Here is a 26,205-nt window from a genome sequence, read left to right as displayed (position 1 = left end):
GGGACGCAGCGATGCGTCCCGCCTACCCGACTTGGAGCTGGGCGGCAATGTCAGGAAGGGCAGCAAGGGAACCACCATTGTCTATGCCAACAAGCTTGTCGTGAAAGACTCCGAGACGGACAACGAGCGCGCCATTCCGTTCTTGAAACGATACACGGTTTTCAATGCCGATCAGGTCGAAGGACTGGACGGCAAATATCCCGCGCCCGCCCCGATCATCACCAATCCCGAAACCCGCGACGTTGAGCTTGAAGTGATGTTCTCTCGCATCGACGCAACCGTTCGCATCGGCGGATCGCAAGCCTATTACCACACCCGCGACGACTATATCCAAATGCCCGCTTTTGAAGCGTTCCATTCCGCCGACGACTACTATGCCACGCTTGCGCATGAGGCCGTGCATCATGCAGGGCATGAAAGCCGCCTCAACCGAAAAACCCTGATTTCAACGAGCCGCGCCGACTATGCGAGGGACGAACTCGTGGCCGAGCTGGGCGCATCCTTCATCGGCGCGATTGTCGGTTTCAAGGTCGAGGAACGCGAAGACCATGCCGCGTATATCGAGCACTGGTTGACCGCGCTCCGCAACGACAAGCGCGCCATTTTTGAGGCAGCCCGCGAGGCGCAGAACGCCGCCGACTACCTGTTGGCGATGATGACCGACCAAGCGGATTGAATGCCCCGCCCCGCAAAATGCACGAGACGCCGCGCTTGCGCGGCGTCTCATTTCAGGAAAGTGAAATATGGGGGGCTACTCAATGTGGTTTATATACAAATCCCGACATGTTAACTATGGGCGGGAGCAGGTCGTTTTTAGGTGCAAAATGGAAAATATCATCGACACCTACAGGAATCGCATCAAGGCGATGGGGTATGAGCCGCGTCGGCAGGAAGACATTCCTGACGTGATGGCAGCTTATTGCGAAGCAATCGCAAATTGCAAGATTGAAGGACTTGAATTGGTTTCGGATGACCACTCTTTTTGTTTGCTGTTGGTCGAAACCCAAATTCCCGTCGATGTGGCGATTGGTCTGGCGCAGGACTACAACCGTGATGTTCTGTCCCGCCAGAAACTTGCTGCATGATTGGTGAGCGACCCTTACACCTGGCGTAACAGCGACGTTCTTCGGAACAAGCTGGGAATCCGCGACGATAATATTCTCAAGGAGCGAGAAGCTTTCTTCTCGGTTGTCCGGCATGGCGAGCTGATTGTGCAGCGCGCCATGCCGGCGACGAATGCGCGCGAGTATCGCGAACTGCACAATCATCTGTTTCAGGATGTATATGATTGGGCGGGGCGCTTTCGGACCGTGGACATAAGCAAACCCGGCAGCACTTTTGCCCGAGCGCACTTCATTGCCCGCAGCATGGAGCACGAATTTAAGCAGCTGCCCGACCTCCAAACCCTCAAGTCGATGGATCGTGATCGCTTTGCCGATACCATGGGGCGACATATTTCCGAATTAAATGCCGTTCATCCGTTCCGTGAGGGCAATGGTCGCACCATGCGGCTGCACTTGCAGCTACATTCCCTTGCGGCCGAAAAATTCGTCTCGATCCAGGCAATGGGGCCGAAGGACTGGATGGAGGCGAGCCGCGATAGCTTCCATACCGGAAATCACGCCTCCCTCGCCAAAGTCATCCGCGATGCAATGCCGCTCGAACAGAACCGCGTCGAGCCAGCGCGTGGGCCAGCGGGCATCGCGTTTCCGCCCTCGATGGAATCTCTCATGCCAGTTGGCGAACGGCGCGCAATGAGTATCGAGCAGGCCAAGGATCAAATTAGCCGTTACCTACCTACTGCGCAAACCGTTGCGTCGCGGCAGCATGAGCAGCTTAACCGGATCGCGGAAACGTCCGCTGACATGCGCCAGCTGGCCGCACGTTCAGCGCAGGAGCTTGCCTTTTTCCGCGATCCCAAAGGGCCGATGCACCACCTTCAGCTGATTGAGCAACGCCGCTATCATCAGATCGAGGTCAATTGGTCCGAGGGCATGGACCCGCTGCAAAGAGTCCGCGCCATCAGCGCGGGCGCCGCAGATTTCCTTTCGAAAATGACCGACCGCGACATTCAGGCCGCCGATCGCGCGCTACGTCTGCAAGTCATGCCTCCCGGCGTCAGTCAGGTTGATCTACGCCTTGCCGCGCAATTCGAGAAAAACTCGCCTGAGCAGAACCGGGCCGATGCCAGGTTCGCGCAATTCCAGCTCGCCATTGATAAGCGCGTCGCGACAGCTACCGAGCGCGGCGCATCGAAGGAACAGCTGGCGCAGATCGTCGAAAGCGCAAAGGCGCATGTCGCCGCAACATTGCGCGAAGGCAAATCACCGACACAGGCGGCCGAGAAATCAAAGGACCGCGAGCGCTGAAAATGAGCGGCCAGGGCCGCGCGCCTAGTAGTCTGTCAGCTGCCACATAGGATCGAGCGGCCCAGGGCCGCGCCCCGTCAGTGGTGGCAGTTGCCACCGGGGGGAACACCAAGGGCACCCGCCCTTTCGTTCCCGAAGCATAATCGACAGGACCGGGTTGCTCGACAAGTTCGGCCAGTTCCGGCGCGCTCACGCGCGCCGGGGCCTCCCTAGACGCGCCGCCCGCACCACTCCCATCGATTTTGCTTCCCCCTCCCCATCCCGCGCTTCGCCAGCGGGTCAGAGCCGCAGGCCGCAGGCAGCGGCTTCGCCTAAAGGAGTGAGGAAAATGGAAGCGACAACTGACCAGATCGCCACCATCGCGGCGCTGAACGACATTGCGCGGCGAACGATGGGTGTGACTTGTCGCACCGTGATTACGCAAGGCATCGCGGCGCTGGACGAGAACACGCAGTCCGACATTCTCAAGATGATCGAGGGCTTTGAGGATTTCACACCCGACAACGACCCGCACGGCGAGCATGACGCCGGTTTCCTTTATCGTGATGTGATCGGCCAATGGCATACCCGCTGGACTGACGACAGCACGCGCCCAGCCCTCTCGGTCATGTGGAAGTTCGACTATTACGACCGCGATCTTGAATTTGGCAGCGCCGAACCGTGGAATCCCGATGCCACAACCCGCGTGCTCACCATTCTCCTAACCAGTGAATATTGAGGGAGGCCATCATGACCAAATCGCCCCCGGTTATCGAGCTTAGCTGGCGTGATGAGAATTATGGTTCCGTCTGCGCCGTCGCCGCTTTCCGCAACTATGCGGGCACACTGGATTGGAGCGACCGCACCCACCAGCGGTTTCGCGGATGCCTGAAACGTGCAGGCTTCGCGTTCCATTGGGGGCGATGCAGCTATATCGCCACCAGCGGCACCCGCGAAGAGAGGCAGCACGCCCTTTGTGACGAGCTGGCCCGCGCAGGATTCCAGATCGACAGCGGCGACGTGAGGGCAGAGGCATGAACCGCGAACGCCGCAAGCAGATCGCCGCCGCCCGCGTGCTGATCGACAAGGGCAAAGCCCTGTTGGATGAGGCGCGCGACATGCTTGAAACCGTCAAGGATGACGAACAGGCCGCCCGCGAGAATCTACCACCCAGCCTTGAGGACAGCGAACGTGCGCAGGCGATGGACGCCGCAGTTTCCGAACTGGAAAGCGCGATTTCAGCCCTTGAAGACTTCGACGCCGACGAGATCGGCACAAACCTCGACACCGCCAGCGAATAGGAAGGATTGACCATGCAACCCATGCGCCACCTAGATCGAGACACGCGCCGCGCCCGCCTTCTGGCGGCGCGCACGCGCCCCGTCGGCGGCATCAACCGGCGCGGCATCTTCACCGGCCATTGGGACGGCGGCGATGTTGTGCGCCAGTTTCGCGGCGACAACGGATCATGGATCGGCCTTGCCGCCTACAAGGCGAAAGAAGAGCCGGAGCCGCAGCCATGAAAATCAGCAACACGGCGAGCGCCGTTCGCGTCACCCTCTCGCCTACCGAGATCAGCGATTTGCAATTTGTGATCGAGGCGGCCGAGCGCGCGGGGCATTATATGCCCGCGCGCGTCCCCAACATCATGGCGGCGCTGACGCGCAGCGCCGACGATGTTCGGATGAAACAGGCGATGAAGCGGGCGGAAAAAGATCGCGTAACGCGGATCGAGCAGGACCGGCGCGCGCGCGAACGCCAATTCATGCTAGGCGACCGATACAGCGTCATGGCGAGCCGCGCCGACTACGCCGATGCGTCTTCCGATCCGGACGCGCGCCAATGGGTTGACCTAGTGTTTCATGAAATCATGCAGAGGCCGCTTCCCGATCAATACGAACTCCGGCGCGACGTGTGGCGTGTCCACGTTGTCCAACTGGACGGCGGCACGCTCGGCGCTGTTGTAGGCGGCGATTGCACTCAAACCGCCGACCCCGCCGAAATTGCTTCCGTAGCGGAGCAGCTGATCGCCCGCTTCGAGGGCAGAGCTTGACGCGCGTGGAGCGGTGGCAGCTGCCACCGCTCCAGAGAGATCTAGAATTTGGTGATGAGAGGCAGCAGCGCCGCCGCTTGGCTTCCCAGGACCGGCACCCAATAATTCGCGGCGCGGTAATCAGGGCCGTGATCGACCGCCATCACCCCAAAGACATATCCGATCATCGGCAGCGTCCACAGCAGACGCCCGCCCAGGTCCACGCCCATCAACACCAGCGCAACGCCGAGCACGGCCCAAAGCGGAATCAGTCGTTCCATGATTTCGCGATGACGGACTATTCGCCATGCGCTTTCCCGGTCATCGGCGCTAACCTGCGATACGAGGCCCATAGCTTCCCCTTTTCATCAACGGTCGCCGGCGATCATCCAATGGCTTCACGAAAATGTGAAGAGCGTTTCGCGCGCATTGTCGTCAATCCGTTGTATAGCCTTCATCGAGCGAGGGCGAAGGACTGTGACAGCGGCCTTTCGCAAATCCTCTCGCTCAAAGGAGGTGATGTGATTTGACAGCATATGAAGCAGCTCAATTGACGATCGCAGCCGTCGCGCTCGTGATTGCAATTGTGAAGCTGGGGAAGTCCGATAAGGGCTGATCCAGCGGGGCGGGTGGTCTGACAGGGCCGCCCGCCCTAAAAGTTTGAACCCGCCGTGTGACAGCACGGCGGGTTCAGGTAGGTGCGTGAAATGAATCAGCACACGAAGCATTGCCTATATAGCCCTTTTCCCTTGCCAATCCAATAACCGGCGTGCGCGCGGCGCGTTCCCCTCCTGTTCCGTTTGGCGCATAAGCGCCCAATGGCCGCGAACTACAACCGCCCCAAGCCCATTGATCCTATCTGGTATCGGCAAGGCTGCTATCTGCGCATCCAGTGCGCTTGCGGTCGCCGCGTCGTCGCCCCGCTGGGCGACTTCGCCCGCTCACGCCGCATTTCTTTCGATACCCGCATATACGAACTCATCGCGCGGCTTCGGTGCAGCCAGTGCCGCCGCAAACCTTATGCGGACGTGTCGCGCAACCGCTCGGGCAATTAAACTGACGGAGGATCCGATTACTCGGATGCTTCCGGCGCTATCCGTTGGGCATGTCGCCGGCGACATGCCGCAGCGCCCGCTAGGTCGCCGCTACGCTATGACCTGGCGGGCGCTTTTCCCTAGATTGAGGCGGCAATGCCGCCGTGCCCGCTGTTCGACTTCGGGGCCTGTTCCTGCCCCCTGCCGCAAGGGCTGGACCGTCTCGGCCGCTATGCGGCCTCGCTTGGCGATCAGGCGGGTTTCCCCGCCCTTCCTTCGCTACGCTCCGTGCAGGACGGGTGATCCCCCTCCCCCCTGATCGGCCCTGATTTGCGGCATTCCCCGGCCCTGCTCGCCGCTGGGCAGAAGTCGATGACCCGTCATCGCCTTCGGCTCCATTCTAGGCAGGGAAAACAGCACATGACCGACATTCCGCTGGCAACAATTCTTCGGATCAACGCCGCCCGCACCATCCCGCTCGCTCGCTATGAGGAAGAGGGCAATTTCGACCGCTTCGGGGCTCTGTTGCAAAGATTGGCGGCAGTCAGAGGTAGGCTGTCGCTCTGCGCCGATCAGGCGGCTGCTGCGAAATGGTGGTTGAGCATGCCCATGGCCTCCGTCAGCGCCGAGGGCCCAATGCCAAAAGCTCTCTCCACAAGGCGCACCTCGCCCCTGATGCCGGGCTGCAGGCACCAGGGGCGAGCCTGTCCTTTGCGCAGGGCTCGCATGACTTCGAATCCCTTGATCGTGGCATAGGCCGTGGGGATCGATTTGAAACCGCGCACCGGCTTGATCAGTATCTTGAGCTTTCCGTGATCGGCCTCGATCACGTTATTGAGATACTTCACCTGCCGGTGGGCCGTCTCCCGGTCCAGCTTTCCTTCGCGCTTCAATTCGGTGATCGCTGCACCATAGCTCGGCGCTTTGTCGGTATTGAGCGTGGCAGGCTTTTCCCAGTGCTTCAGGCCTCGCAGGGCCTTGCCCAGGAACCGCTTCGCTGCCTTGGCGCTGCGGGTCGGCGACAGGTAGAAATCGATCGTGTCGCCCCGCTTGTCGACTGCCCGGTACAGGTAGGTCCACTTGCCCCGCACCTTGACGTAGGTTTCATCCAGGCGCCAGCTCGGATCAAAGCCACGCCGCCAGAACCAGCGCAGCCGCTTCTCCATCTCCGGGGCGTAGCACTGGACCCAGCGATAGATCGTCGTATGGTCGACCGAAATGCCGCGTTCCGCCAGCATTTCCTCAAGGTCGCGATAGCTGATCGGATAGCGACAATACCAGCGCACCGCCCACAGGATCACATCACCCTGGAAATGGCGCCACTTGAAATCCGTCATCGTTCCGTCCGTCCAATCTCCGCCAAGCATGCTCAAGCTTCACGATTTTTGCAACAGAGCCGAGTTCTCTTTGATCGGAGGTGCAGAGCGATCGAGCGAGCGCGCTGAGAATATCATCGAGCGCGGCGGTGAGTCCGGAATGCTCGCACCATTCGTCGTAGGTCTCCGGCGCGCCACGCGGGAGCAGAACGCGGTAGAGTGGCCAGGCGCGGCGGGCATGGTCGAGGGTGAGCCTGCTACGCCGATAATAGTAGTCATCGGCATCGGCTACGGCATCGCGATGCGCGGCAAGTTCCTTGATCGCCACCGGGTGAAGCCCGTCGCGCAGGTCGGCGAGGAAGTCGCGTAGCACTGCGAAGGCTTCGGGGTTGGGCCTGACATTTCCACGGGCCTTGAACTGGCCGACGTTGATATTGAGGGAATTGCCCGGCAAGTCGGTAATCAGCAGTTCGAGGGTCGCCACATGGTTGGAGCCGGACCGCAGCGACAGGATCTGGGTGTCGCCCCGCCGGCATTGGGAATAATATCCACCAACGCAGTGGTTGAGCGCATTGCCCTCATCGACAAGGGCTTGCGCGCTGGTGAGCGGTATGAAGCTATGCGGCCCGCAGGGGGACTGCCAGGTCGGGCAGAGCGCCGGCCAACCGGGCCGATCGGCATTGTTCTCATGGCGCAGCGCGGCGGCGCTGGCTGCGCGGCGGTGCCATTTCGCGATGGCCTTCTGGAACGAGCGCGGCCTGCGGGGTCCGATGATCCCACGATGCAAGCTTTGCAGGAGTTTGCGATGGGCAGCGGTGTCGCAGAGTTTCAGTGGAACGCCCAGGGTCGCCACGAAATTGTCGAGCGCGTGGATTCGCCGAGATAGGCCCAATGCTTCGAGACGTGCGCCCGCGAGTGGGTAGAGGAGATCCTCGCGCAGCGCCTGGAGCGTATCGCGGGTTTCGACCGAGCTATCGAGGTAGTCAGGCCGGAAAAGAGGATCGCAGTTACTTTGCTCCCAGACACGGCGGCCCCATTCACTGCTGTCCGGCCATTGTTCGAGGGGGATGTCGTGGCGGACCAGAGCGCGCACGGCGGGCATATGGTCATAGAGGGCGTTGTATGCAGCGTCTTTGGGCGTTGCACGGCGCAGGCGGCGCAATTGCGCTTCGCTGATGCCGACCGCGGCGGCTAGCACCGGCTTGAGGGGCTGCGCGGCATCGATCGCGGCCGTGACCTCCGGCTTGAGCAGGATGGTGGCGACGGCGCCGTAGAGGCTTAGCGCCTGGCCGCGGTTGCGTATCACGGTCTTGCGACCCGGGTCACCTTCGAGATCGGTTGCGAGCGCCCAGTGGATGATGCGACCGAGCGAAAGGATCTTGTTGCCGGAGCGATAACCAAGGTCACGAAACAAGATGGCGCGCAGATGGGCCTGCATAAGTTCGACCAAGCGCTCGCGCAGTTGCAGGATCGCGGTTCCGATCGTCTGCGTCATGTCCGTGATCCGGCGGTGGTCGGCGCCGGACAGAACGAGATCGGTGACGAGATCGAGATATCCGCTGTCGTTGACGGTCTGTTCGAGGCTGATGGAGAAGTGGGTATTGGGACTATGGATTGTCTGGAGGATGGCGGTGCTGAACTGGTCGATAAGCATCATCGCTTTGGGAGAGTGGGCTGGATCAGGATGGATTGTAATCATGGGTGCGAGCGCGCCTTCACGCCGCGTGAAGCGGATTTCGCAGCGGGATAGCGCGATCAGGGTCGCCGCAAGGTCGAGTGGGTCCGATCGCAGCCGTGTGGTTTGAGGGACGATGCGATGCAGGGTGGTTGCGGCGCGCGCGAGACAGCGTTCGAAGGATGGGTTGTTGTGCCTCATGCCTGTGCCTCCCCGATGATGATGGCGGGCGGGCCGGCAGGCGCGGTCTCGGGGTCGAGGACGAATGCCTCCAGGTCGTCATCAAGTTCGTCGTCGTCTTCCCAGTCCCCATCCTGGCGATAGGTCATGTCGCAGTCGCAGGGGCAGTCAGCGAAGGGCTGGATGGTGACGGTGCCATAGCCGCCCTCATTGTTGCACCAATCGCCTTCAGGAAGATCGGCCGCGAATTCGCTGAGGGCATAGCAGAGCATGGCAGGGCGTCCGACCGCGTCGATCCCGACCGGAACTTCCGGGATAGACATATTCTCGGTGCCGTCGTGGTAGCGCACGTGATCGAGGTCGGTTTCGCCCTGGTCGCCGCCGCCGTTAAGCGAGAAAGACACTTCGGTGATCTGAAGGGCGCGGAGCAATACCAGGAGCTTGCTGAATTGATTGTCGTCGGCATTCGGATCTGCCAGCTGATGAAGTCGGCGAGGCATATGGTCCTCCCAAATGCAAAAAAGCCCGCGAAAGCGCGGGCTGTGGTTGCGGTTGTCGGTGATGTGATCGTGCGGATCAGAGGGCGGAGTTGTGGGGTGCGCCGAAGATCTGCATGATCAAATCGCACCATCCCTCTTCGCTTTGTGCGCCGCAGGCGCGCGGGATTGAAAGCGATCGGTCAGGCGGCGTCCTGAATCCACTCGTAGAGCAGGTGATCATCGGGATCCTCGTCACGTCCGTTCGCGATGCGGATGAGCTTGCCGTCGCAGGCGAAAGCGGATGCACGGGGGAAGGAGAGATAGGACCGGTCTTCGAGAATGAGGTCGCCCGAGCGGACTGCTGTGACGGTCCGGATAGTCCCGAGGGCCCGGTGGCCGGCACGCGCGGCAATCAGTTTCAGTTTGTGGCCCGGCCTGAGCTGGCGCTTGAACCGCGCGAGTGGGATGCGAGCCTCGACAGGATTGGCATGGCCGCGTCTGGCGGATAGCGCTGACCAATAGGTTGTGCCGATGCTCACGCGCAGGAAGAATGAGCAGATCATATAGTCCTGCAGAAGATTGCCATTCGCGACATTGAAACGTTCCGCCTGGTCGCTGATGAGGGTTTCGAAGGCGCGGCGCGCGTCCTCGTCGGAAAGATCCCCGGGCGCATCGAGAAGCTCAACGCGGATGCTGCGCCCGCCGGAGAAGCGCTCGCCGGTAACGGAAAACCGTGCGCCCACGATAGTTCGTGTCAGATGGAGATCGATCCTGCGGCAGAGATCAGGAAGATGCTCGCCCGCGATATAGAGGTCCCCGCTATAGGCGAAATTGCCGCGGTCATCGCAGTGGGTCTGGCTCCATAAGCGGGGTTCGGTGCTGGAGAATGGCTGGGTCATCGGCGGTCCTTTCGGAAGACGGCTTGGGGCGAAAGGGCGCCGAAACCGGTGGACATCACACGATCAGCCGACGCTCCGCCCTTCTCCCTCCCCCTCCCCTTGCGCCGGCGACGCGCCGGGTTGAGCGAGGTCGCAAGGTTTGTGGTCGCATCCGTAGAAACGGGATTTCTCGAACTGCGGGTCGCCGGTCTCGTCGACCAGGTAGCCGCTGATTTCATCGGCGGGTTCGGCGTCGAGAACTTATGATCCGCCGGGGACGAGGCGCACGGGATAACTGGACTCCGTCATGATGCTGTCGGCGTGTTTCATCGCGTCGAAATGATCGGTCGCGGTCACGGCAAGCTTGATGCGAACGATGGCATAGACATGGACATGGTGTGTGATGGTCACGGTCAGTTTCCTCATCAAAAAAGGGGAACGGTCGTGCCGGCGTGCCCTCACACCCGATTGACCGGGTGTGAGGGGTGCGCTTCGTTCTGGCTGGCGATCTGCGTCAAATGCTGGTCGCGTAGGGTCGCCACATCGGTGCGCAGGGCGTCGATGTCTACGTCGAAGTCTTCCCAGTTCTGCTCTTCCGGGCAGTGGTCGAGAAGATAGGCGGAGAGGAGGTCGTGAATCCGCACGAGAAGCCACATGCGTGCTTCGTCGGAAGGTCTGTGACCCCCTGCCCTGTTCACGCTGCCTGGCCTAGGGTCTCAGCGCTGGCTTCATGCTCGCCTACGATTTCGAGCCGCGCGCCGGTATAGTGATGGCTGGAAAGCCAGTCCTCGGCGGTAGCCATGTCCGGAGCGAGATGGCGCAGCTCGTCTTCGCCCTGGAAGCTGGTGAGAATACGGACCGAACCCGGCGCAGGTTCTTCGACGATCTCGAAGGTGAGCGTGCTGGTGACGGAAAAGCTTTTGTGAACCACCAGGACGATAACGCCTTCGCTCCCGAAATTGCCTTCGTGGAGCGTGAAACCGGCCGGGTGGGTGTAGGTCGGGCGTACCGCTTCGTGTGTCTTGCGAACGACACGGCCCGACCCGTTGCTGCTCTTCCATGCGGCAAGCTTTTTGCGATGGCATTCGGGCGGCATCGGCTGGCCATTGCTGTATCGAACAAGCGCTCCGAGCGGGGCGTGGGTGTAGATCGACTGAGCGGACATAGCGTGTCTCCTTGTTTGGCTTGGGTCCACCCCGCCTTCTCTCCCTCCACTCTTCGAATTTGCGGGTCCGGGAACCGGATCAAGCGGCGTGGGACGGCAGCGGCCGATGCGAGTGGTCTCAGCGCTGCGGCGGCTTGCCCGCGCTCGGGAAGAGCGACAGCTGAATAGGGGTATGCAGACTGGCGGAACCGTCAGGCGGTGGAAGGAATGGTTGTCGGTTCTGGAGTGAGGCCGGTGCCTCACCATCCGATGGAGCATCTGCGGCATGGCACTTGGCGCGCGCGGCGAGCTTTGCATTCCAGCCGCCGAGAATATGGGCGGGCGTGTACCAGAGTTCGCGTGTTGTGCCGGCGAGTGAGTCGCCGATGATGACGATTGCCGGCACATGGAGCAGCGTGAACTGGATGTAGGCCATATGGACCGCGCGTGGATCGATATCGATCGCGGTCACATGGAGGTGCCGCTGATAGTTGATCCCGGCGTCGCGCAGCGTTTCGCAGGTCGCGATCACCATGGCGCCTGCCCCGCAGGCAGGCTCGCAAAGGGTCAGAAATCCCTCCTTTGCGATTCTGTCCTCAGGACACGAGTCCGCGGTCATGGTCGCCATCATCCGGCAGATGCTGTAGGGGGTGAAGAACTGGCCGCGGGCGGCATTGGCGAGACCGAGCTCGCCGAACACGCGGCCCAGCACGTCGCACGTCTCGGCCTCCATCGCGAAGGTGACTTCTGCGAAGATGCGCGGGAAAGTGTCGATGACGTCGCGGTCGTACCGCCCGATAATCTCCATGTAGCGCGTCTCGCGGGCTTGGCTCTGGGTGAGATCGACACTGTTGGACAGGCTGATCGCTGCGGCTTCGATGAAATCCGAAAACAGCGTGTAGCGATCGTGACGATACTGGCAGGCGTCGAACAGCTTGCAGATCGCCTTGATGTGGCGGTCGGCGGAGCCCATCGGGAAGCTCCTTTCTGTGAGTGATTGGGGGCAATGGTGGCGATTGCGGTCGTTCGACCGCTGAGGTCACTACTCTGCGGAGAACGGTGCTCCGGACCGCCGAGAATCAGTAATCCTCGGGCAGCATGATGGTGAGGACGCGGGTGGTTTTCGCCGCGTCGGCTGGATCTTCGGAGCCGAATTCCAGATTCTCGTCATAGTAATCGATCTTGAAAAGGATTTTGACCTCGCGGACGGTGATTGAACCCATGTCGCGTTCAGGGCTGTCGCGATCGAAGCTCGCACCGCGCACGGCCGCCATGATCGCCGCTTGCGCGAGCAGCTCGGCAACGAGGCCACCTTCACCAGCCAGGCGGGCAAGGCAGTTTCTGGTGATAACAGTGCGCGAACCGCGATCGAGGCCCTGCCGGCAGCGGTCGTTGAGGATGGCGATGCGCTCGGTGCGGGAACCGGCCTGCGGGTTTTTGTGCATATCTATCTCCGGGATGGGCGGGCAAACGGCGGGACTGCGTTGCGCGATCCGCCTTGCCGCCCCCCTTCCCCACCCCTCTCAGCTTTGGGCCATGAGGCTCGCGCGTGCGCGATATGGCCGCGATCTCGGAGAGCGTGGGCCGGGGTCTGGCGGTGATCTGGTGGAGATCCGATTGTCTACCCCTGTGATTTAGGAGAATCAGGCAGCGTGCTGTAGGCTCATGGGGTTCGGGATCCAGATGCGAAAGGTGAAGGCGAGATGTCGCAAGCCGAGATCATGAACTGGACGGCGCTGTATGCGGCGACCACGCTTGTCTGCATGCTCACGCTCTTTCTTTCGGGGACAATGGTCGCGGTTCAGCTGTGGCGCGAACGGTTTTGGCGCGGCCTTGGATCGGTGCGCGCGGTCCTGCTGTTCGTGCCGGGAACATGGTGGCGCTGGCAGAAGCTCTATCTGACCGGAACGCCGGTAATTCTGGCAATTGTCGCAGCCTTTGCGCTCACGCTCGAATGGTGACAGCCCGTGGGGCTGGTGTCATCCTTGTAAATCTTCCGGCACATGGAAGATTTACAAGGATGATCTCGGCGACGCATCTACCAACTCAGGTCATGTATTGCCCTAACGGTCTGCTCCATTCTCTGCGGTTCACTCACCCACGACCATGTCCAGCACCGGCTCCACGCAATCGAGAGCCTCGCCATCGCCCCGGTCAGCCCGTGCCTCATCGTCATTGTCGGAATCGAACTCACCCCTGGTCGCGGCCAGTTCGGCTTCGAGTTCTGCCAGTTCGCGCTGTTTTTCCTCCAGCAACGCGGTTTCGGGGAATTCCTGACCAAGGCGTGCCTGGAACGCGGGCAGGCGCCGCTCATTGGCTTCAAGACTTCCTCTCGCTTCGGCCAGGTCGGCATCGAGATTGGCGAGAGAGGATTCCAGTCGGCCAAGTGCTGTGCTCCACCGGGTCTTCTCGCTGATCTCGAACGCACGGTCCTGGCCGTGATGTACCGGTGCGATCATCACGCGCAGGTAGCGCCTGCCGTCGTCACTCAGGGCGGGGTGGCTGGTGACCTTGAGGTCGATGCCGCTCAGTGATCCGATGATAAGGGTGTCGGCGCCACTCTTGCGCAGGTCGAGGGCTTTCCGGATGATCCGCTCGCCGGCAGCCTTGCGGTCGGAGATGATTTGGCCTTCCAACGCCAATATGACCTCATCCTCCCTCGCTGGTATACGCTGGGCTATATCCTGTTCGAGCCTGACGATCCGCGCCCTGCCCTCATCGATCGCGTCGATCGTGCGCCTGATGGTTCTGCGGATATTGAACTGGTCGTCGACATGGGCATCGCGCAGCCGCTCCAGCCGGGCGACTTCGGCATCCAGCCCGGCTTTTCTCATCAAACGGTCATCGCCGGACGCAAGGGCTTTCGCGAGGGCGAACTGGCTGACGTTCGAACCGACATCTTCGATCCGGCGAATGGAGCGGTCGCCCGACATGGCCATGGCGATAAAGCGGGCCTTGCGCTCGAGCATCTGCCAGTTGGTCGCGTCCATCGAGCCGCTTGTGGCATAGCCATAGAGTTCGATTTCGTCGTTCTGGTTGCCCTGGCGCTCGATCCGGCCTTCGCGCTGCTCGATATCGGAGGGAATCCACGGCACATCGAGATGATGCAGGGCTTTCAGGCGCTGCTGTGCGTTGACGCCGGTTCCCATTGTCGCTGTCGAACCGAGGACGATCCGCTTGCGCCCCTGGTTGAGGTCATTGAACAGGCGCTGCTTGGCGCTGTTCTTCTTGTAATGCTGCATGAAGGCGATCTGATCGGCAGGGATGCCCATCGCGATCAGCCGGTCACGAATCCAGACATAGGCGGAGAAGCCGCGCGTCTCGATGGCGGCCTCGGTTCCGAGATCCGAAAAGATCATCTGTACGGCGCCGGGCAGCTGATAGGGCTTGCCGGTTTCCGGGTCGGTGTAGCGGTTCTCGCTGGTCTCCCGCCAGATGCGGTGGACGTTCTCGATCAGGAGATTGAGCTTGTTGCCCTCTTCGTTGCCGATCCCGGCATCGACGAAGCGCAGGTCGATCGCCGAGTGCCTGCCGTCGGTGATGACCGACAGGATGATGTCATCGCCCTTCTGCGGGCGACCGCTACGGCTTTCGATGGCTTTGATGCGCTTGGCGAGCACCCGCTGATAGGCTTTGAAGGGCGCGGCGGACTGGGCGACAACGATCTGCCGCTTGCCGCCCCGGATGGTGGGGAGCTGCACATATTGGCGCAGGTCGTCCTTCAGCACGACATCGGCGACGCTGCGGTACATCGCCATCAGGTCGGCGACGTTGACGAATTCGCAGAAGCGGGTGACCGGCTTGTAGCTACCGCTGGGCTGCAGTTCGAGTTCGGTGCGCGTGTCGCCGAAATTGGCGGCCCAGGCGTCGAACTCGTGCAAACCCTTCGAGTAAAGCTCGTCGTGCTGCATGAACCGCTGCAGCGTGTACATTTCGCCGAGCGTGTTGGTGATTGGCGTGCCGGATGAGAGGATCAGTTCGCGTCCGGGATTGATACCGGAAAGGTAGCGGGATTTGACATAGAGATCCCACGCGCGCTGTGAACCGACAGGATCGACGCCCTTGAGGTCGCCGAGGTTCGTCGCGAAAGTGAGCTTGCGGAACTGCTGGGCTTCATCGACGATGATCTGATCGATGCCGATCTCGCCGATATGGACGAGATCGTCCTTGCGGGAACGCAGGTTCTCGAGGCGACGCTGAAGCCCTTCCTTGAGGCGCTCGACGCGTTTGCGGGAGACGCGGTCATTACTGTCGATGTTGTCGACGAGGGCTTCGTAGCTCGCGAGTTGGTCTTCGATGAACTCCTTCTCGAACGTCGCCGGAGTCGGGATGAACTTGAAGGCATCATGGGTGATGATGATCGCATCCCAGTTGCCGGTGGCCGCGCGCGCGAGGAATCGCTGGCGTTTTTCCTTCACGAAGTTGGTGTCGTCGGCGACGAGGATCCGTGCGGTCGGGTAGAGCATCAGGAACTCGCGGGCGATCTGGGCGAGGCAGTGATTGGGCACTGCGACCATTGGCTTGTTGGCGAGACCGAGCCGGCGCTGCTCCATCACGGCGGCGCAGAGGCTGAACGTCTTGCCGGCGCCGACCGAGTGCGCGACGTAGGTGGAGCCGGCCGCGATGATCCGCCAGACGACACGCTTCTGGTGATCGCGCATCCGGATGGCGTCCGATGCGCCCGGCAGCTTCAGGTGCTTGCCGTTGAAGGCGCGGGGCACGAGATTGTTGTAGGCGTCGTTATAGATGCGAACGAGGCGGTCAGCGCGGTCGCTTTCCTGCCAGACCCATGTCTCGAAGGTCGATTTGATGGCCGTCAGCTTCTCCTTGGCAGCCTCGGTGTCGATCGTGTTGAGTTCGCGCCGCTCTGATCCGTCGGCCTCACGGATGACGTCGTAAATTTTGGGAATGTGGGAGTTGAGCGCGTCCTCGATGAGGTCGGCGGCGCTGCGGCGCGGGGTTCCCCAGGTCGAGGTCGAGCTAACATGTCCCTCGAAGGGAGACTTGTCGACGGTCCAGCTCGCGATGTTCACGGTGTGAAAGATGCGGGTCTCGATCTCCATCGTTTCGGCGATGAAGGTCTCGATGACATCGGTCGGTATCCAGGGAGCTCCCAGCCGCGCGGTGATCTCGCTCGGCTTGAGATCGACCGGCTGCACGTCCTCCAGCGCCGCGGCGGTGGCGAGGAAACGGGGATCGAGATCGGCCTTTTCTCGCGCTAGGGCGAGCTTGGTGCGGACCGGGCCGGAAAGCGCCTCGTCTGCGGGAACCCAGTTGTTGAAATGCGGCGTGCTGCGGATGGGGTCGAGATAGACGTCTTCAGCCAGGTCGCTCAGCGCCTGTGCCTCGCTGGTGCCGAGCAACTCGGCTATCAGGGTTATATCGACCCGTCCGCGTTCATGGAGGGAGAGCGCGAGGGCATCCTGCGCGGAGTGGATTTCATGAGTAACGGGGGGCTTGACGACGCGCTCGGTGAAGATCGGACCCGGCGTGCCGACGTCGTTCGCCTCGTCATAGGTTTCGATCGAGGCGACCAGCCAGACATCGGGGTCGTCGAGGAAGGGCTGAAGATTGGGGCGCCGCTGATATTCCTTCTCGGCTCCCGTGTCCGGGTCGGTACGGATCGTGGTGACGGTGCGGTTGATCGGGCCGTTCTTCTTGACGAAGGCCCGGTAGTGCGTGAGCAGCCGCTCCTGCAGGATGGTGTAGGGTTCGTCGTTTAGCTGGGCGCGCAGAATGGTCCGGACGGTGTCTCGGATCGGGATGAGCGCGCGGATGACGTTGGCATGTTTGGCGAAGAGACCCGGTTCGCCCCGGCCGGATTTGACCGCGACGGTCGTGGGTATGCCATCGACGATCTGGTGCAGTGCGCCGCCGGATACGAGATAGCTGCCTTCCTTGAAATCGGCCTCGTCGGCCGCAGTGCCGATCGAGAGGTCAAGCGAGACGTCCGTTCTGTCGCGGAGCGAAGTCGTCCGCTCGATTGGCCTGAAGGAACCGGCCTCGCGGGACGCGATTTCCGTCAGCGTAGCAGCCAGCAGGGCGGGAATGTCGGCGTCAGGTGCGGCGGCGCAGCCATATTCCATGCCATATTGGCCGCTGCGCCATTCATGAGTGCCGAGCACATGATCGGGATGATCGAGGAAGTAGCTGTTGATCCGCAGCGGACCACTACCCTCGTCGCTGCCTTCTATGTCGGCAAGGTCGAGCCAGTGGCGCCGGGGACGGGAGGCATCGGGCTGATGTTTCTGGAAGAGGAGGATGTCGACGACGACGTCGGTGCCCGCCTCGTCGCGCATGGCTTTCCCCGGCAGGCGCACCGCTCCGAGGAAATCGGCCATGGCATCAATATGTTGCCGCGCTTTAGGATCGCTCTTGTCGAGTGAATATCGCGACGTGACGAACATGGCGATGCCGCCGGGGCGAAGCTGCTCGATGGACCGGGCGATGAAGAAATCATGGAGCGAGAGTCCCAGGCGTCCGGGAGCCGAACGGTTCTGCACCGTTACGTTCGAGAAGGGCGGATTCCCGATCGCGAGATCGAAATCGCCGGGCAGCGATGCCTTGTCGAAATCGATGCAACGGATGAGCTGGCTGGGATAGAGGGCACCGGTAACGCGTGCGGTGACTGGGTCGTTCTCGATACCGACGAAGAGCGTGTCGCTGGAGAGGAAGTCCGGCCGCAGCCCCATGAACAACCCGCTGCCGCAACCGGGTTCGAGGATCTGGCCGCCGGTGAAGCCGAGGATGCGGGCGGCCTCCCACATGGCCCGGATGATGTATTCAGGCGTATAGTGCGCATATTGCGTGGCACGCTTGAGCGACTGAAGTTCGGTTTCGGTGGTTTCAGCGACAAGGCTTTGCCCGAGTTCTTCCCAGCCCTGCCGGTATTCATCGCCACGGCGGGCGAAGATGTTGTTGGCAAGCTCGGACGCGCCGAAGCCGATGAACTTCGCGATCGCTTCCTGTTCCGCACGCGTCGCAGTTCGATTTTCGCGATCGATCAGGTTCAGCAGGCGGATCGCCTCGATATTGTCATGGGCGCGGCCCTTCCACGACGGGGCGAGTGTCCTTCCGCCAGCGAACGAGAAATCGACCGGCAGCACGTGCGGCGGCTTTGCCTTCACCTCGAACAGGTCGGAGGCGATAGGGGATGTCTTCGGCGGTTCTGGCGAGGGCTTGATGGGCTGGTCGAAGTCCAGGCACAGCTGGAGCGCCAGCGCGGATGCACTGTTTCGCATGGAAGCTTCCTTTTCAGGCGATGTTGAGGGCTCGGCCTGCCCTGGGGGTGCGGGGCACGTCGGGGCGAGCAGTCCATGCGGGAACGGGAGTGACGCTAAGGGCGTCGCAGCGCGGGCATGGCAAAGATCGCGGTCAGGCCCACGGCCCGACCTGGAGCGTCACTAACGGGTCATCAGCAGGTCGAGGGCGTGCTCGAAGACCTCGTCTCCGGCGCCATTGACGACGACAGCCTTGGGATTGGTGGCGAGCACGGCGCTAGAGATGGTAGCGATCGGGCGCTTGCGCAGTGGATGTTGGAAGATCTGGTCCTTCTCGATGGTGACCAGATTGGTGCGCAGCAGACGTTTCAGCCGTCGGCCTTCGAGTGCGCGTGTCAGCAGATCGCTCACTTCGGCTTCGAGATCATGATCGAGGGTTATGTCGCCCAGAACGGTTGGCGCCCGGTTGGCCTTCAGCCACGTATCGACCTCAGCCAGATCCCAGCAACCGACCTTGTCGAAGAAATCGGCGGACCCGTGCCCCTGGTTATGGGCATGGAAGGCCAATTCGCCATCGATCCAGATTTCCGCGCGATAGGCAGTGGTTTCTTGGGATAGCGCGGCGCTGTGGGTGATACGTCGCAGTTCGATTTTCATAGGGGGACTCCTGTGATGCTCCAATGGCAAGCACCCGCCCCTCTCCCCCTTCCCTTTCCTGTCAGCGCGAAGCGGGGCGGTCGGATTGGAGCTGATCGCGCATCGGATCATCCCAGGCGCAGGGCCGCGGCATATTGGCGCAGCAGCTCGGTCATCGCGGATCGCAGATGGCTCTTGTTGCCGATAACGATTTCGGGATTGAGATCATGGCCGCGCGCAGTGCGGTAACCTGTTGCGGTCTCGCCATAGGCGTCTTCGACGATGATCCGGTGTCCCCGCGGATGCGCGGGGCCGGCGTAGCGGACAGTGAAATCGCCGAGACGTCCGGAGAGCCCTGCTGCCATTTTGCTCCAGCGAATATGGCCGGCTGCAAACTGCTCGCCTCGAGCCCGACCGCGGGCAAGCCAGAGACGAAACTGCGTCCGTTGTTGGAGCAGCGAGTTGCGCGTGCGCTCCATTGTTCGCGCAAGTGGCAAGATATGAGAGTCGGTATCGAGTCGTGCGAGTTCAGCTTCTTCCGCAACCGCGAGTATGTCGGCATAATCACGCTGACGAAGATGCGCCCGGAGTGCTTCGTCATCCCCGGGTGGCAGCCCGGTCGCGCCAGAAAGGGCGTAAAGGCCGGTCTGGGCGTCGATCAGACAAACTGTGGTTTCGTCATGGCCTATCCGCTCATGGAGCATGGCGAGGATGCCGATTGTCCCCGCGGCGTGTTCAGTCGCGCCGAGAAGCAGTAAACGCCGGTGCCATGAGACGGGTGTCGGCAGATCGGTGGGCGCGGGCCACTGGCTAGGCAGAGGCCGTGAGGAGGGCGGGCTGGTGGCTGTGGCAGGTTCGGGGGTGACTGCGGCAAGGGATCGGCGGGCGACGTCGAAAATGTCATCGGGCCGCCCTCCCCCATCGAGAAATCCCTGGTCGTAGGCGCCGCGGCGGCGATCGGGTTTGCCCTGGCGAGTAAGGGATGGTGGCCGGGCCTCCCATCCTGCCTTCGCTGCGTAATTGCCATCGGCCCAGGCTACCGCTTCGTCCCAGTCATAGCCATAGACGGCACGGGCATGGAGAATGCCCCTATCCCGGCTGTCGGTGCTGCCCCCGGCAACCTTCCGCTCGACATGGGCGAAGTTTGCCGCCTGGCGTTGTTGCTCGCCTTCTTGCACTATTCGTTCGTGGAGTGGCTTGAGCATCGCGGTGCGCTCGCGGGTGCGGGCCATGCGCGCTTCGAGCGGCGTATCGTTTGGCAGGTCAGGAAAGGCGCGCCAGGCATTGGCTATGGCATGAGCATGATGCGGGGCACGGCCATGCGCTATCCAGCACGCCGCATCGGCGGGATCGAAGGCGTCGGTCATGTCGACTGGTCCTCGCGCGAGGGCTCACGCTGCATGGTGGAGCAGCGGCAATGCGGTTACATCGCCCAGCGTCGCGCTTCGATCGAGTACCGGATAGGGCAGGCTCGGAACCTTGCGCGCCGCGATCCGTGCCGCTTTTGTGAGGGGGAAGAGATAGGTATGACATCCGGGATGGCGTCGTCGGCGCAGGAAGCCCGTGCGCTCAAGATCGGCGAGCCAGTCCGCGCGGTCTTCGCCGAAGCGGGGTGGGCGTGCCCCGGCACTGAGGAGCGCATCGATCGCATAGCGTTGTCCGCATTCGGCGTTGCGGATCTTGGACAGCGCGCGTGAAGAGATCGGCTGCCCGTCGGGCAGGATGAGGTCGGTGCGCGGGCTCGATCTGCCGGAATATTGGCTGTTTGCGGCGCGATAAATGAGGCCGCAATGTCCGGGGAGTATCACCCGCCCGTCGGGATCAACGCGGCGGACCGGATCGGCATAGGAGATGACGGAGAGGATTTCGGGTTTCTCGCGGCGCAGGAGCCGAAACGCGCGGGCGATCAGGAAGGTCTCGGCATTGCCACCCTGAGAATCGTCTATGACAAGACGACCGAGATCGCAGGCGGTGCGCGGATCGGCAAGGCCCGCGCTCTTGGGAACGCTGGCGTTGTTGACCGGGTGCGAGAAGACGCAAACGCCGACCAGTTCCGAGCGGCCGCCTCCCGCATTGGCGAAAAGGCCGGCCGACAGGCGCGCGACAGGCATCGAGGCGGTGTAGTGATGTGCCCGCACGAATGGGGCCGCCTGGTTCTTCGTGCTTATGACATCGACGGCAAGCTGTTTCGGATCGATTTCCGTCGCGTCTGGTATCCAGTGGCAGCGCCGGTCGCGCCAGCGCTGGCTGCGTGTGGTGAGCATGATGGTGATCTCCTTTGGATCACCATTGCCCCTCCCCCTTCCCTAACGCGGCCCGTAGGGCCTGAGAACCGTCTGGGTTTGCTGATTTGGAGGCATTGATCACCTCAAATGCTTATGCTTGAGCGTGAGTAATGTGAGGACTCAATCTCGATTGATTCCGGTCGCGTTGGCTTTGAGAGCGGAAATAACTGCATTGGTGAAGCCTGGAGGCATGCGACCGGCAACATAGGAAGGTTCCGGTGACACAGGTCGGATATCGTAACCAATCCAGGTGAAGTGATTATACTGGTCGACGACGACTGAGGTGCCGCGGGCGATCCCCGCAGCGTCCGCTACCTGATCGGGTATTGCCAGGGTTGAGGCTTGCCTGTCGGCCTTCGTCGTGATCGCGACTGTAAACACCCGCTGTCCCTGTGTGGCGATTACCATGACAGGGCGTGTTTTGACGCCCTCGTCGCGACCAGCTTGCTGTTCGTGGGTGAACAGGTAGACGTAGTGGAGTATGTCACCGACCTTAGGAAGCGGGGTCATCGTTCCAACGATCTGACGCGATTTCCTCTCTCGTCGGACGGGCCGCTTCGAAGAGGGCCGCATGCTCACTGGTCATGTCGGCGGCGTCGACGGCAACCAGATCCAGAACCGAGAGAATTTGACCGGCCGCAATTCGTTCAAGCCGCTCGAAGTAGGAAGCTTCGGCCAACGTGATGTCAGGTCTTCCATGCTTGGTGATGGTGACAGGTGTCCGGCGCCCGAGATCGAGATATTGTCCCGTGTGGTTGTGGAAGGTGGTCAGCGGAACCTTCTTTTTCGGGGGTGCGGCGATTGCGGGATCGGCCATGCGACTCTCTTTGGCTAAATGATCCTCCCAAAATAGCAAATATGGCAATTTTTGCAAGTTTCAGCAGATTCGTGGGAGCGGGATTGGCACGGTCTGACCCGAGCCAAGGTTGATGAACGCACCAGCGTGGCCGATGGAACCGCGGCCAAAGAGGTCGAACAGAAGCGCGAGTGCGTGGCTCGCGACGACGCGGTTGATGAACAGCGATTGCCGTTCCAGCGCCTCGGCGATCGAGCAGGAGGGCGCGTCGTTATCGGGCAGTGTTTCATGGCTGAGTTCGGGAAAGGCTTCGAGAACGGTGGGCAGGCGTGCTTCTTCCTCGCCTCGCTCAGGCGCTGGGCAGCCGATGATGAACTGCCCGTCATTTGCGCGGTTTCCAAGGTCCATCCAATAGTCGGGCTTGTTGCGTTCCTCTTCCATCGCCGCGCCGATCGCGCGACGCGCGGACGCGGTGTCGACACAGGTGATGAGGAGATCGGTGGCATCAAGCCTAGCGGCGTCAGGAGCGCGGCCATGGATGGCCTTCCAGTCGAGGCCGTGCGCGAGATTGATCCGTTCGGTTAGCGTGCGCGCCTTCGAGGTTCCGACATCGCATGGGTAGAAGGGTTGACGGCCAAGATTGGCCTGGGTGACGATGTCGTCATCGACCGTCGTCACATCGAGAGAGCGCGAGGAGATGGCGCGTAGGGCGGTATCGAGAGCCGTCAATCCCATGAGCATCTGCGAGCCTGAGCCGCCGCACCCGACAAGGAGGATCCGGATTGGTCGATGGCTGAAGGCGGCGGGGAGGAAATGGCGCTGTGGCATGTCATTGTGCATGACGTTCTCCTGCGAATGGGCTGCGTGGCAGGGGGAGGAACATGCCGCCGGCGCACAGGCGCGAGACCATTTCGGGGCCGGTGGGATCATCGATCCTGCCGAACACGAGCGCCAGTTTGGTCGTATCGGCATCGTCCGCATCATCGGTGGCGCTGAAGAAGGCGCGCGCTCGCCCATGGCTGTGAACATCCGCGACCATATAGCAGCCAGGCGGGAGGACGGGTGTACGGTAGACGAGGCGCGAGGGCGTCGCTTCGTCGATCGTCGGGTAACTGAGCGAGAATTGCCGGGTGACCTCGTTCCATAGCACGAATACCGCTGCCTCATTGGGGAGTGCGGCGCGAAAGTGATCGAGCATGGAGGTTCGAAATTCTTGCGGAATCAGGCCGCAAAGGAGGTCGGCACGGGGCACTCCTGCAGAGCCATAGGGAAGATAGCCGGCGATCGCGGAAGTGATTGGAACATCGAGCGCGAGCCAAGGCCGGCGCAGGATCAGCATGACAGCGTCGCATCCCACCGCGATGCCATGACCGGCAGGCGCGGATCGCAGAGCATCGATTGCGGGCGACTTGCCGGATGGCGGAATGGGGTAACAAGGCACGGCGGCGAGAATAGCCGCGGCCGTCGGATCGTCTGCGATCATGGTCATTTCCTTGCGATTGCGGCGATCAGGCGCTCGAGGGTGAACGGATCGCCTGGGTTGGCGCGCTGCTTTTGTCCGGTCCTTCGGCGGGCGCCGGCGATGAACGGCTTGAGGCGGCTCACCGGAAACCGGCGTGCCCGACGTGCGGCGAGATCGTCCCAAAGCGCGATCAGACCGCCCTTCCCCTTCACCGTAAACTCCTGACCGGGATTGGGATGGGTGGACCAGCTGTCGAACACGGCGCGCTCGAACTCGGGGATGGCGGCGGGAGAGAGTTGTTTGGGCCGCGCGATGTTACCCCAGCACAAATGTCCTTCGACAAAGACGTTGAGGATCGGCGAATGCAGCAGCCTGGTATCCGCCGTGGGCCTTTGGTTGGCCGGCAGGGCGAAGATTCCGAGGCCTGACCGGGTGGCGACGAAGAGGTGTGCCGGATAGGGAACGGGGACGATGGTCCGTGCGCCAAGTACCCGCAGGTCGTCCGGTGGGGAGGATAAGGCGAAATAGGCAGGACGTACCTGCTCGGCCACCCACCAGACGAGGACGTCAGGGTTCGAGACAAGCACATTCTCGGGGAGGATATGGGGGATGGCGGTGCGGCCGAGTGCCTCGGTCCACTGGCGCAGATGCGCGCGGGTCAGCGGTGTTCCCGCTTCGATAGTGGGGCGATCCTCGCTGTCGAGCGTGACCGGGTGCATGCTGGCGAAGGCGAAGCTGTCATCGCCAGAGGAACGGGACAATCCCCGTGTATCGCTGCGGTAGAGCAGGATCGCGTTGGCCAGGACGAGACGGCCGTCAACGGCTTCGAAATGGGTCGAATAATCGGACATGAAAGTCTCACCTTCTTGTCGGGTCGTATTTGAGCAGGGCCTGGGCGCAGTCGAGGAAGCGCGCGCCGGCGCGCAAAGTGGCGAACCAGTCGTCGATACGCTTGGCGTCCGGCAGAGGGCACAGGCCGCAAAAGTCCATGAAGCCCATTTCCATGCCATGGCGGCCGATATCGTCGAGTTCTCGCGCGAACTGGTCGAAGGGTACGAGGGTCAGCGGCGGCAGGGTTGCGCATTCCTCGATGCCGGGGACATATTCGCAGACCGTCTCGAAGTCGAAATGCCAGGCGCTGCGTTTCGGATCGCATTTGCCGAGCGCTGCATGGGCGTCGTGAAGTTCGGCGAGGAGCTGGCGCAAGCGTGCCGGGAGACGTGAGGGCCGCGCGGCATTGTCCGCGATCATCCATTCGGGGCGCCGCGCGTTCATCGTCGACGGCAATGTCATCTCGCTGTTTTCGATTTCGTCGGCGCCGTACATGTCGATCATGCTCTGGCGGGCGGCTTCATCGTCGGTCTCGCCTTCCCAATAGTACATCGAGACTTCTTCGAAGAGGTCGTCGTATCCGAAGATCGGAAGAGCGCGGCCCAGCGTCTGCCCAAGCGCCTTGTAGACAGTGGCGCGCCAACGGATCGGGGCATCACCGGTTTCGATCCAGCCAAGGTCAATCTGGCCCAGGCTATCGCAGACGACTGCGATTGCAGGCGGTCCGTGATCGTCACCGTGAAGAACAACCGTGCGTAGCTCGACCATGTCGACGGGGCCGAGGATTTCGTGAACCGCCTTGCTGAAGACCCGTTCGATATGGCGGCGCGCTTCCGGACGCGTGAAGCTTTGCGTCTCCGCAGTGCGCGCCGCGACCCATTGACCGATCAGCTTGTGGTGCGGCGCCAGCGGTCCATCGAACAGGACGGGGATATTGTTCGACACCGCGGGTGACCGCCCGACAAGATTAGCCGAGCGGCGGGAGTGCAAGTCCCGTGGGGGCGGGGATCGGTTCGGAGATACCATGCCCGGCCAGGGCTGGATTGGTGGCGACCCGCGCATGGAGGGTCTGGGCCTTGATGCTGCAGGCGGGGAGCTGGGTTCCAGGAGGATTGCCGTCATCGCATTCGATCCATTCGAGCAGGGATTTGCGGGGCGCGGGCGGTATGGGTGCGGGCTTGCGGCGCGCCATACTCAGCCCTTTGTCCCGACGGCGCGGCGATATTCGGTGACATGGACGCCTCCGACCACGCCGGCATCGACGATCTCTGCGTTGATAATCGCGGGATAGAGTGTCGCATGGTAGGTGCGCAGGGCGTTCGGCTCGGCCGCGAGGTGCGGAGGCACGGGGAGGTCAATGCCATCGTAGCGGTAGGCGCGTTCGAGATGATTGATCTGCATTAGGGTCTCCTGACTGCTGGTTGTCGAAACGGATGGTGAGGGATCAGAACAGGCTCGCAGGCTCGTCCGCTTTCGCGTCCGCGGGCGGAGAGGCCGGAGCCGGGGCTTTGGCCGCGGGGCTGGATGCCGGGATCTTGGGGGTCGAGGCTGATTTCGCCTTCGCTGCTTCGATCGCGGCCGTCTTGGCGGCTTCGGCGACCTCGCGCTGTCCTGCCAGCTGGTCAGCGAGCGTCTTGCGCGCGGCGATGAGCTGACCGAGTGCTCCTTCGGATCCCCTGGCGAGTTCGGCATCGATCTCGGTCGCGCTTGCCGTAATGGCGATCGGGCGTGTCTCGCTTTTGTCGAGAGTGTCGCTGGCGCCTTCAGCCTTGCGGGGGATGATGGTCAGGGTGACGGTGTCGTCAGGTCCTGCGACAAGATCGAAGCTGAGCGAATAGCGGGCGAGCAGCGGCAGCAGGCTTGTGACAAGCATGGTGTTCAGTCCTTTC

Annotated in this window: 33 protein-coding genes; 11 read left to right on the top strand and 22 right to left on the bottom strand. The window is 62.0% G+C overall.

The genetic code is table 11. The features are described 5' to 3' along the window. The 8 genes from A7A77_RS15115 to A7A77_RS15080 all read left to right on the top strand — a co-directional run. Positions 1 to 676, top strand: a 676-nt coding sequence (locus A7A77_RS15115) for an ArdC family protein (RefSeq protein WP_066560137.1), incomplete at its 5' end; no start/stop codon positions are given. A gap of 148 nt (positions 677 to 824) precedes the next feature. Continuing rightward, positions 825 to 1,085, top strand: coding sequence for a hypothetical protein (locus A7A77_RS15110; RefSeq protein ID WP_022684640.1), 261 nt, complete (start codon positions 825 to 827; stop codon positions 1,083 to 1,085). 3 nt (positions 1,086 to 1,088) lie between these two features. After that, positions 1,089 to 2,369: a Fic/DOC family protein gene (locus tag A7A77_RS15105; protein ID WP_066560134.1), complete on the top strand. Its 1,281-nt coding sequence runs from the start codon at positions 1,089 to 1,091 to the stop codon at positions 2,367 to 2,369. Between the two features lie 328 nt (positions 2,370 to 2,697). Further along, positions 2,698 to 3,087 carry a DUF3768 domain-containing protein gene (locus tag A7A77_RS15100; protein ID WP_008831643.1) on the top strand — a complete coding sequence of 130 codons (390 nt, stop codon included), beginning with the start codon at positions 2,698 to 2,700 and terminating at the stop codon, positions 3,085 to 3,087. Positions 3,088 to 3,098: 11 nt separating this feature from the next. Beyond that, complete coding sequence (locus A7A77_RS15095; protein WP_030541545.1) at positions 3,099 to 3,386, top strand: hypothetical protein; 288 nt, start codon at positions 3,099 to 3,101, stop codon at positions 3,384 to 3,386. Further along, complete coding sequence (locus A7A77_RS15090; protein ID WP_008831641.1) at positions 3,383 to 3,649, top strand: hypothetical protein; 267 nt, start codon at positions 3,383 to 3,385, stop codon at positions 3,647 to 3,649. The genes A7A77_RS15095 and A7A77_RS15090 overlap by 4 nt, the downstream gene beginning before the upstream one ends. 12 nt (positions 3,650 to 3,661) lie before the next feature. Then, on the top strand, positions 3,662 to 3,871 hold the full coding sequence (locus A7A77_RS15085) for a hypothetical protein (protein WP_004213310.1): 210 nt from the start codon (positions 3,662 to 3,664) through the stop codon (positions 3,869 to 3,871). Then, entirely contained in the window at positions 3,868 to 4,401 is a 534-nt protein-coding gene (locus A7A77_RS15080) for a hypothetical protein (protein WP_037520606.1), read from the top strand. The genes A7A77_RS15085 and A7A77_RS15080 overlap by 4 nt, the downstream gene beginning before the upstream one ends. Before the next feature lie 41 nt (positions 4,402 to 4,442). Here A7A77_RS15080 and A7A77_RS15075 read toward each other — a convergent pair whose 3' ends face one another. Next, complete coding sequence (locus tag A7A77_RS15075) at positions 4,443 to 4,733, bottom strand: hypothetical protein (protein WP_008831821.1); 291 nt, start codon at positions 4,731 to 4,733, stop codon at positions 4,443 to 4,445. A 465-nt stretch (positions 4,734 to 5,198) separates the two neighbouring features. On the opposite strand from A7A77_RS15075, the gene A7A77_RS15070 reads away from it, so the two are divergent. Together A7A77_RS15070 and A7A77_RS18180 are read left to right on the top strand one after the other, a co-directional pair. Beyond that, positions 5,199 to 5,435 (top strand): hypothetical protein, encoded by a 237-nt coding sequence (locus A7A77_RS15070; RefSeq protein ID WP_008831822.1) that lies wholly within the window; start codon positions 5,199 to 5,201, stop codon positions 5,433 to 5,435. A gap of 135 nt (positions 5,436 to 5,570) precedes the next feature. Next, positions 5,571 to 5,717, top strand: a complete 147-nt coding sequence (locus tag A7A77_RS18180; protein ID WP_172799925.1) for a hypothetical protein — start codon at positions 5,571 to 5,573, stop codon at positions 5,715 to 5,717. A 269-nt stretch (positions 5,718 to 5,986) separates the two neighbouring features. On the opposite strand, the gene A7A77_RS15065 is transcribed toward A7A77_RS18180, so the two are convergent. The 9 genes from A7A77_RS15065 to A7A77_RS15025 form a co-directional block, all read right to left on the bottom strand. Beyond that, a complete protein-coding gene (locus A7A77_RS15065; RefSeq protein ID WP_001389365.1) occupies positions 5,987 to 6,751 on the bottom strand; it encodes an IS6-like element IS6100 family transposase in 765 nt (254 codons plus the stop codon). Next, complete coding sequence (locus A7A77_RS17980) at positions 6,717 to 8,606, bottom strand: PcfJ domain-containing protein (protein ID WP_066560132.1); 1,890 nt, start codon at positions 8,604 to 8,606, stop codon at positions 6,717 to 6,719. Before A7A77_RS17980 ends, A7A77_RS15065 begins: the two co-directional genes overlap by 35 nt. Next, positions 8,603 to 9,085, bottom strand: coding sequence for a hypothetical protein (locus A7A77_RS15055; protein WP_022684099.1), 483 nt, complete (start codon positions 9,083 to 9,085; stop codon positions 8,603 to 8,605). The genes A7A77_RS17980 and A7A77_RS15055 overlap by 4 nt, the downstream gene beginning before the upstream one ends. 179 nt (positions 9,086 to 9,264) lie before the next feature. Beyond that, positions 9,265 to 9,963 (bottom strand): hypothetical protein, encoded by a 699-nt coding sequence (locus tag A7A77_RS15050; RefSeq protein WP_022684100.1) that lies wholly within the window; start codon positions 9,961 to 9,963, stop codon positions 9,265 to 9,267. Between the two features lie 240 nt (positions 9,964 to 10,203). Next, positions 10,204 to 10,353, bottom strand: a complete 150-nt coding sequence (locus tag A7A77_RS18545) for a hypothetical protein (protein WP_338010741.1) — start codon at positions 10,351 to 10,353, stop codon at positions 10,204 to 10,206. Between the two features lie 47 nt (positions 10,354 to 10,400). Beyond that, positions 10,401 to 10,598, bottom strand: a complete 198-nt coding sequence (locus A7A77_RS15040) for a hypothetical protein (protein ID WP_022684103.1) — start codon at positions 10,596 to 10,598, stop codon at positions 10,401 to 10,403. A gap of 38 nt (positions 10,599 to 10,636) precedes the next feature. Next, entirely contained in the window at positions 10,637 to 11,107 is a 471-nt protein-coding gene (locus A7A77_RS15035; RefSeq protein ID WP_022684104.1) for a hypothetical protein, read from the bottom strand. Between the two features lie 118 nt (positions 11,108 to 11,225). Further along, on the bottom strand, positions 11,226 to 12,059 hold the full coding sequence (locus A7A77_RS15030) for an N-6 DNA methylase (RefSeq protein WP_022684105.1): 834 nt from the start codon (positions 12,057 to 12,059) through the stop codon (positions 11,226 to 11,228). Positions 12,060 to 12,165: 106 nt separating this feature from the next. After that, the gene (locus A7A77_RS15025) at positions 12,166 to 12,531 is read right to left on the bottom strand and encodes a DUF3768 domain-containing protein (protein WP_066560130.1); all 366 of its coding nucleotides are present in this window, start codon (positions 12,529 to 12,531) and stop codon (positions 12,166 to 12,168) included. A gap of 258 nt (positions 12,532 to 12,789) precedes the next feature. On the opposite strand from A7A77_RS15025, the gene A7A77_RS15020 reads away from it, so the two are divergent. Then, complete coding sequence (locus A7A77_RS15020; protein ID WP_022684450.1) at positions 12,790 to 13,047, top strand: hypothetical protein; 258 nt, start codon at positions 12,790 to 12,792, stop codon at positions 13,045 to 13,047. A 129-nt stretch (positions 13,048 to 13,176) separates the two neighbouring features. On the opposite strand, the gene A7A77_RS15015 is transcribed toward A7A77_RS15020, so the two are convergent. From A7A77_RS15015 to A7A77_RS14955, 12 genes are all read right to left on the bottom strand, one after another. Then, positions 13,177 to 18,327 (bottom strand): helicase-related protein, encoded by a 5,151-nt coding sequence (locus A7A77_RS15015; protein ID WP_022684449.1) that lies wholly within the window; start codon positions 18,325 to 18,327, stop codon positions 13,177 to 13,179. A gap of 162 nt (positions 18,328 to 18,489) precedes the next feature. Then, complete coding sequence (locus tag A7A77_RS15010; protein WP_022684448.1) at positions 18,490 to 18,963, bottom strand: hypothetical protein; 474 nt, start codon at positions 18,961 to 18,963, stop codon at positions 18,490 to 18,492. A 107-nt stretch (positions 18,964 to 19,070) separates the two neighbouring features. Beyond that, positions 19,071 to 20,309, bottom strand: coding sequence for a hypothetical protein (locus tag A7A77_RS15005; protein ID WP_022684447.1), 1,239 nt, complete (start codon positions 20,307 to 20,309; stop codon positions 19,071 to 19,073). Positions 20,310 to 20,333: 24 nt separating this feature from the next. Then, complete coding sequence (locus A7A77_RS15000; protein ID WP_022684446.1) at positions 20,334 to 21,206, bottom strand: Mom family adenine methylcarbamoylation protein; 873 nt, start codon at positions 21,204 to 21,206, stop codon at positions 20,334 to 20,336. Positions 21,207 to 21,347: 141 nt separating this feature from the next. Continuing rightward, positions 21,348 to 21,737 (bottom strand): hypothetical protein, encoded by a 390-nt coding sequence (locus tag A7A77_RS18270; RefSeq protein ID WP_022684445.1) that lies wholly within the window; start codon positions 21,735 to 21,737, stop codon positions 21,348 to 21,350. Next, positions 21,721 to 22,044 (bottom strand): type II toxin-antitoxin system prevent-host-death family antitoxin, encoded by a 324-nt coding sequence (locus tag A7A77_RS14990; RefSeq protein WP_022684444.1) that lies wholly within the window; start codon positions 22,042 to 22,044, stop codon positions 21,721 to 21,723. The genes A7A77_RS18270 and A7A77_RS14990 overlap by 17 nt, the downstream gene beginning before the upstream one ends. 60 nt (positions 22,045 to 22,104) lie before the next feature. Further along, the gene (locus A7A77_RS14985) at positions 22,105 to 22,863 is read right to left on the bottom strand and encodes a PRTRC system ThiF family protein (protein WP_022684443.1); all 759 of its coding nucleotides are present in this window, start codon (positions 22,861 to 22,863) and stop codon (positions 22,105 to 22,107) included. After that, on the bottom strand, positions 22,853 to 23,506 hold the full coding sequence (locus tag A7A77_RS14980; RefSeq protein ID WP_081643391.1) for a PRTRC system protein A: 654 nt from the start codon (positions 23,504 to 23,506) through the stop codon (positions 22,853 to 22,855). The genes A7A77_RS14985 and A7A77_RS14980 overlap by 11 nt, the downstream gene beginning before the upstream one ends. Positions 23,507 to 23,508: 2 nt before the next feature. Beyond that, a complete protein-coding gene (locus A7A77_RS14975; protein ID WP_022684441.1) occupies positions 23,509 to 24,336 on the bottom strand; it encodes a PRTRC system protein B in 828 nt (275 codons plus the stop codon). Positions 24,337 to 24,343: 7 nt separating this feature from the next. Continuing rightward, positions 24,344 to 25,261 (bottom strand): hypothetical protein, encoded by a 918-nt coding sequence (locus A7A77_RS14970; RefSeq protein WP_238564993.1) that lies wholly within the window; start codon positions 25,259 to 25,261, stop codon positions 24,344 to 24,346. A gap of 249 nt (positions 25,262 to 25,510) precedes the next feature. Further along, entirely contained in the window at positions 25,511 to 25,717 is a 207-nt protein-coding gene (locus A7A77_RS14960) for a PRTRC system protein C (RefSeq protein WP_022684438.1), read from the bottom strand. Between the two features lie 43 nt (positions 25,718 to 25,760). Then, complete coding sequence (locus tag A7A77_RS14955) at positions 25,761 to 26,189, bottom strand: PRTRC system protein E (RefSeq protein WP_022684437.1); 429 nt, start codon at positions 26,187 to 26,189, stop codon at positions 25,761 to 25,763. Between the last annotated feature and the right edge of the window lie 16 nt (positions 26,190 to 26,205).

This window comes from Croceicoccus bisphenolivorans (assembly GCF_001634625.1).
In the GTDB taxonomy this organism is placed as follows: Bacteria; Pseudomonadota; Alphaproteobacteria; order Sphingomonadales; family Sphingomonadaceae; genus Croceicoccus; species Croceicoccus bisphenolivorans.
The sequence above is the reverse complement of the archived record's forward strand: the minus strand, read 5'-3'. Positions and strand labels throughout refer to the sequence as shown.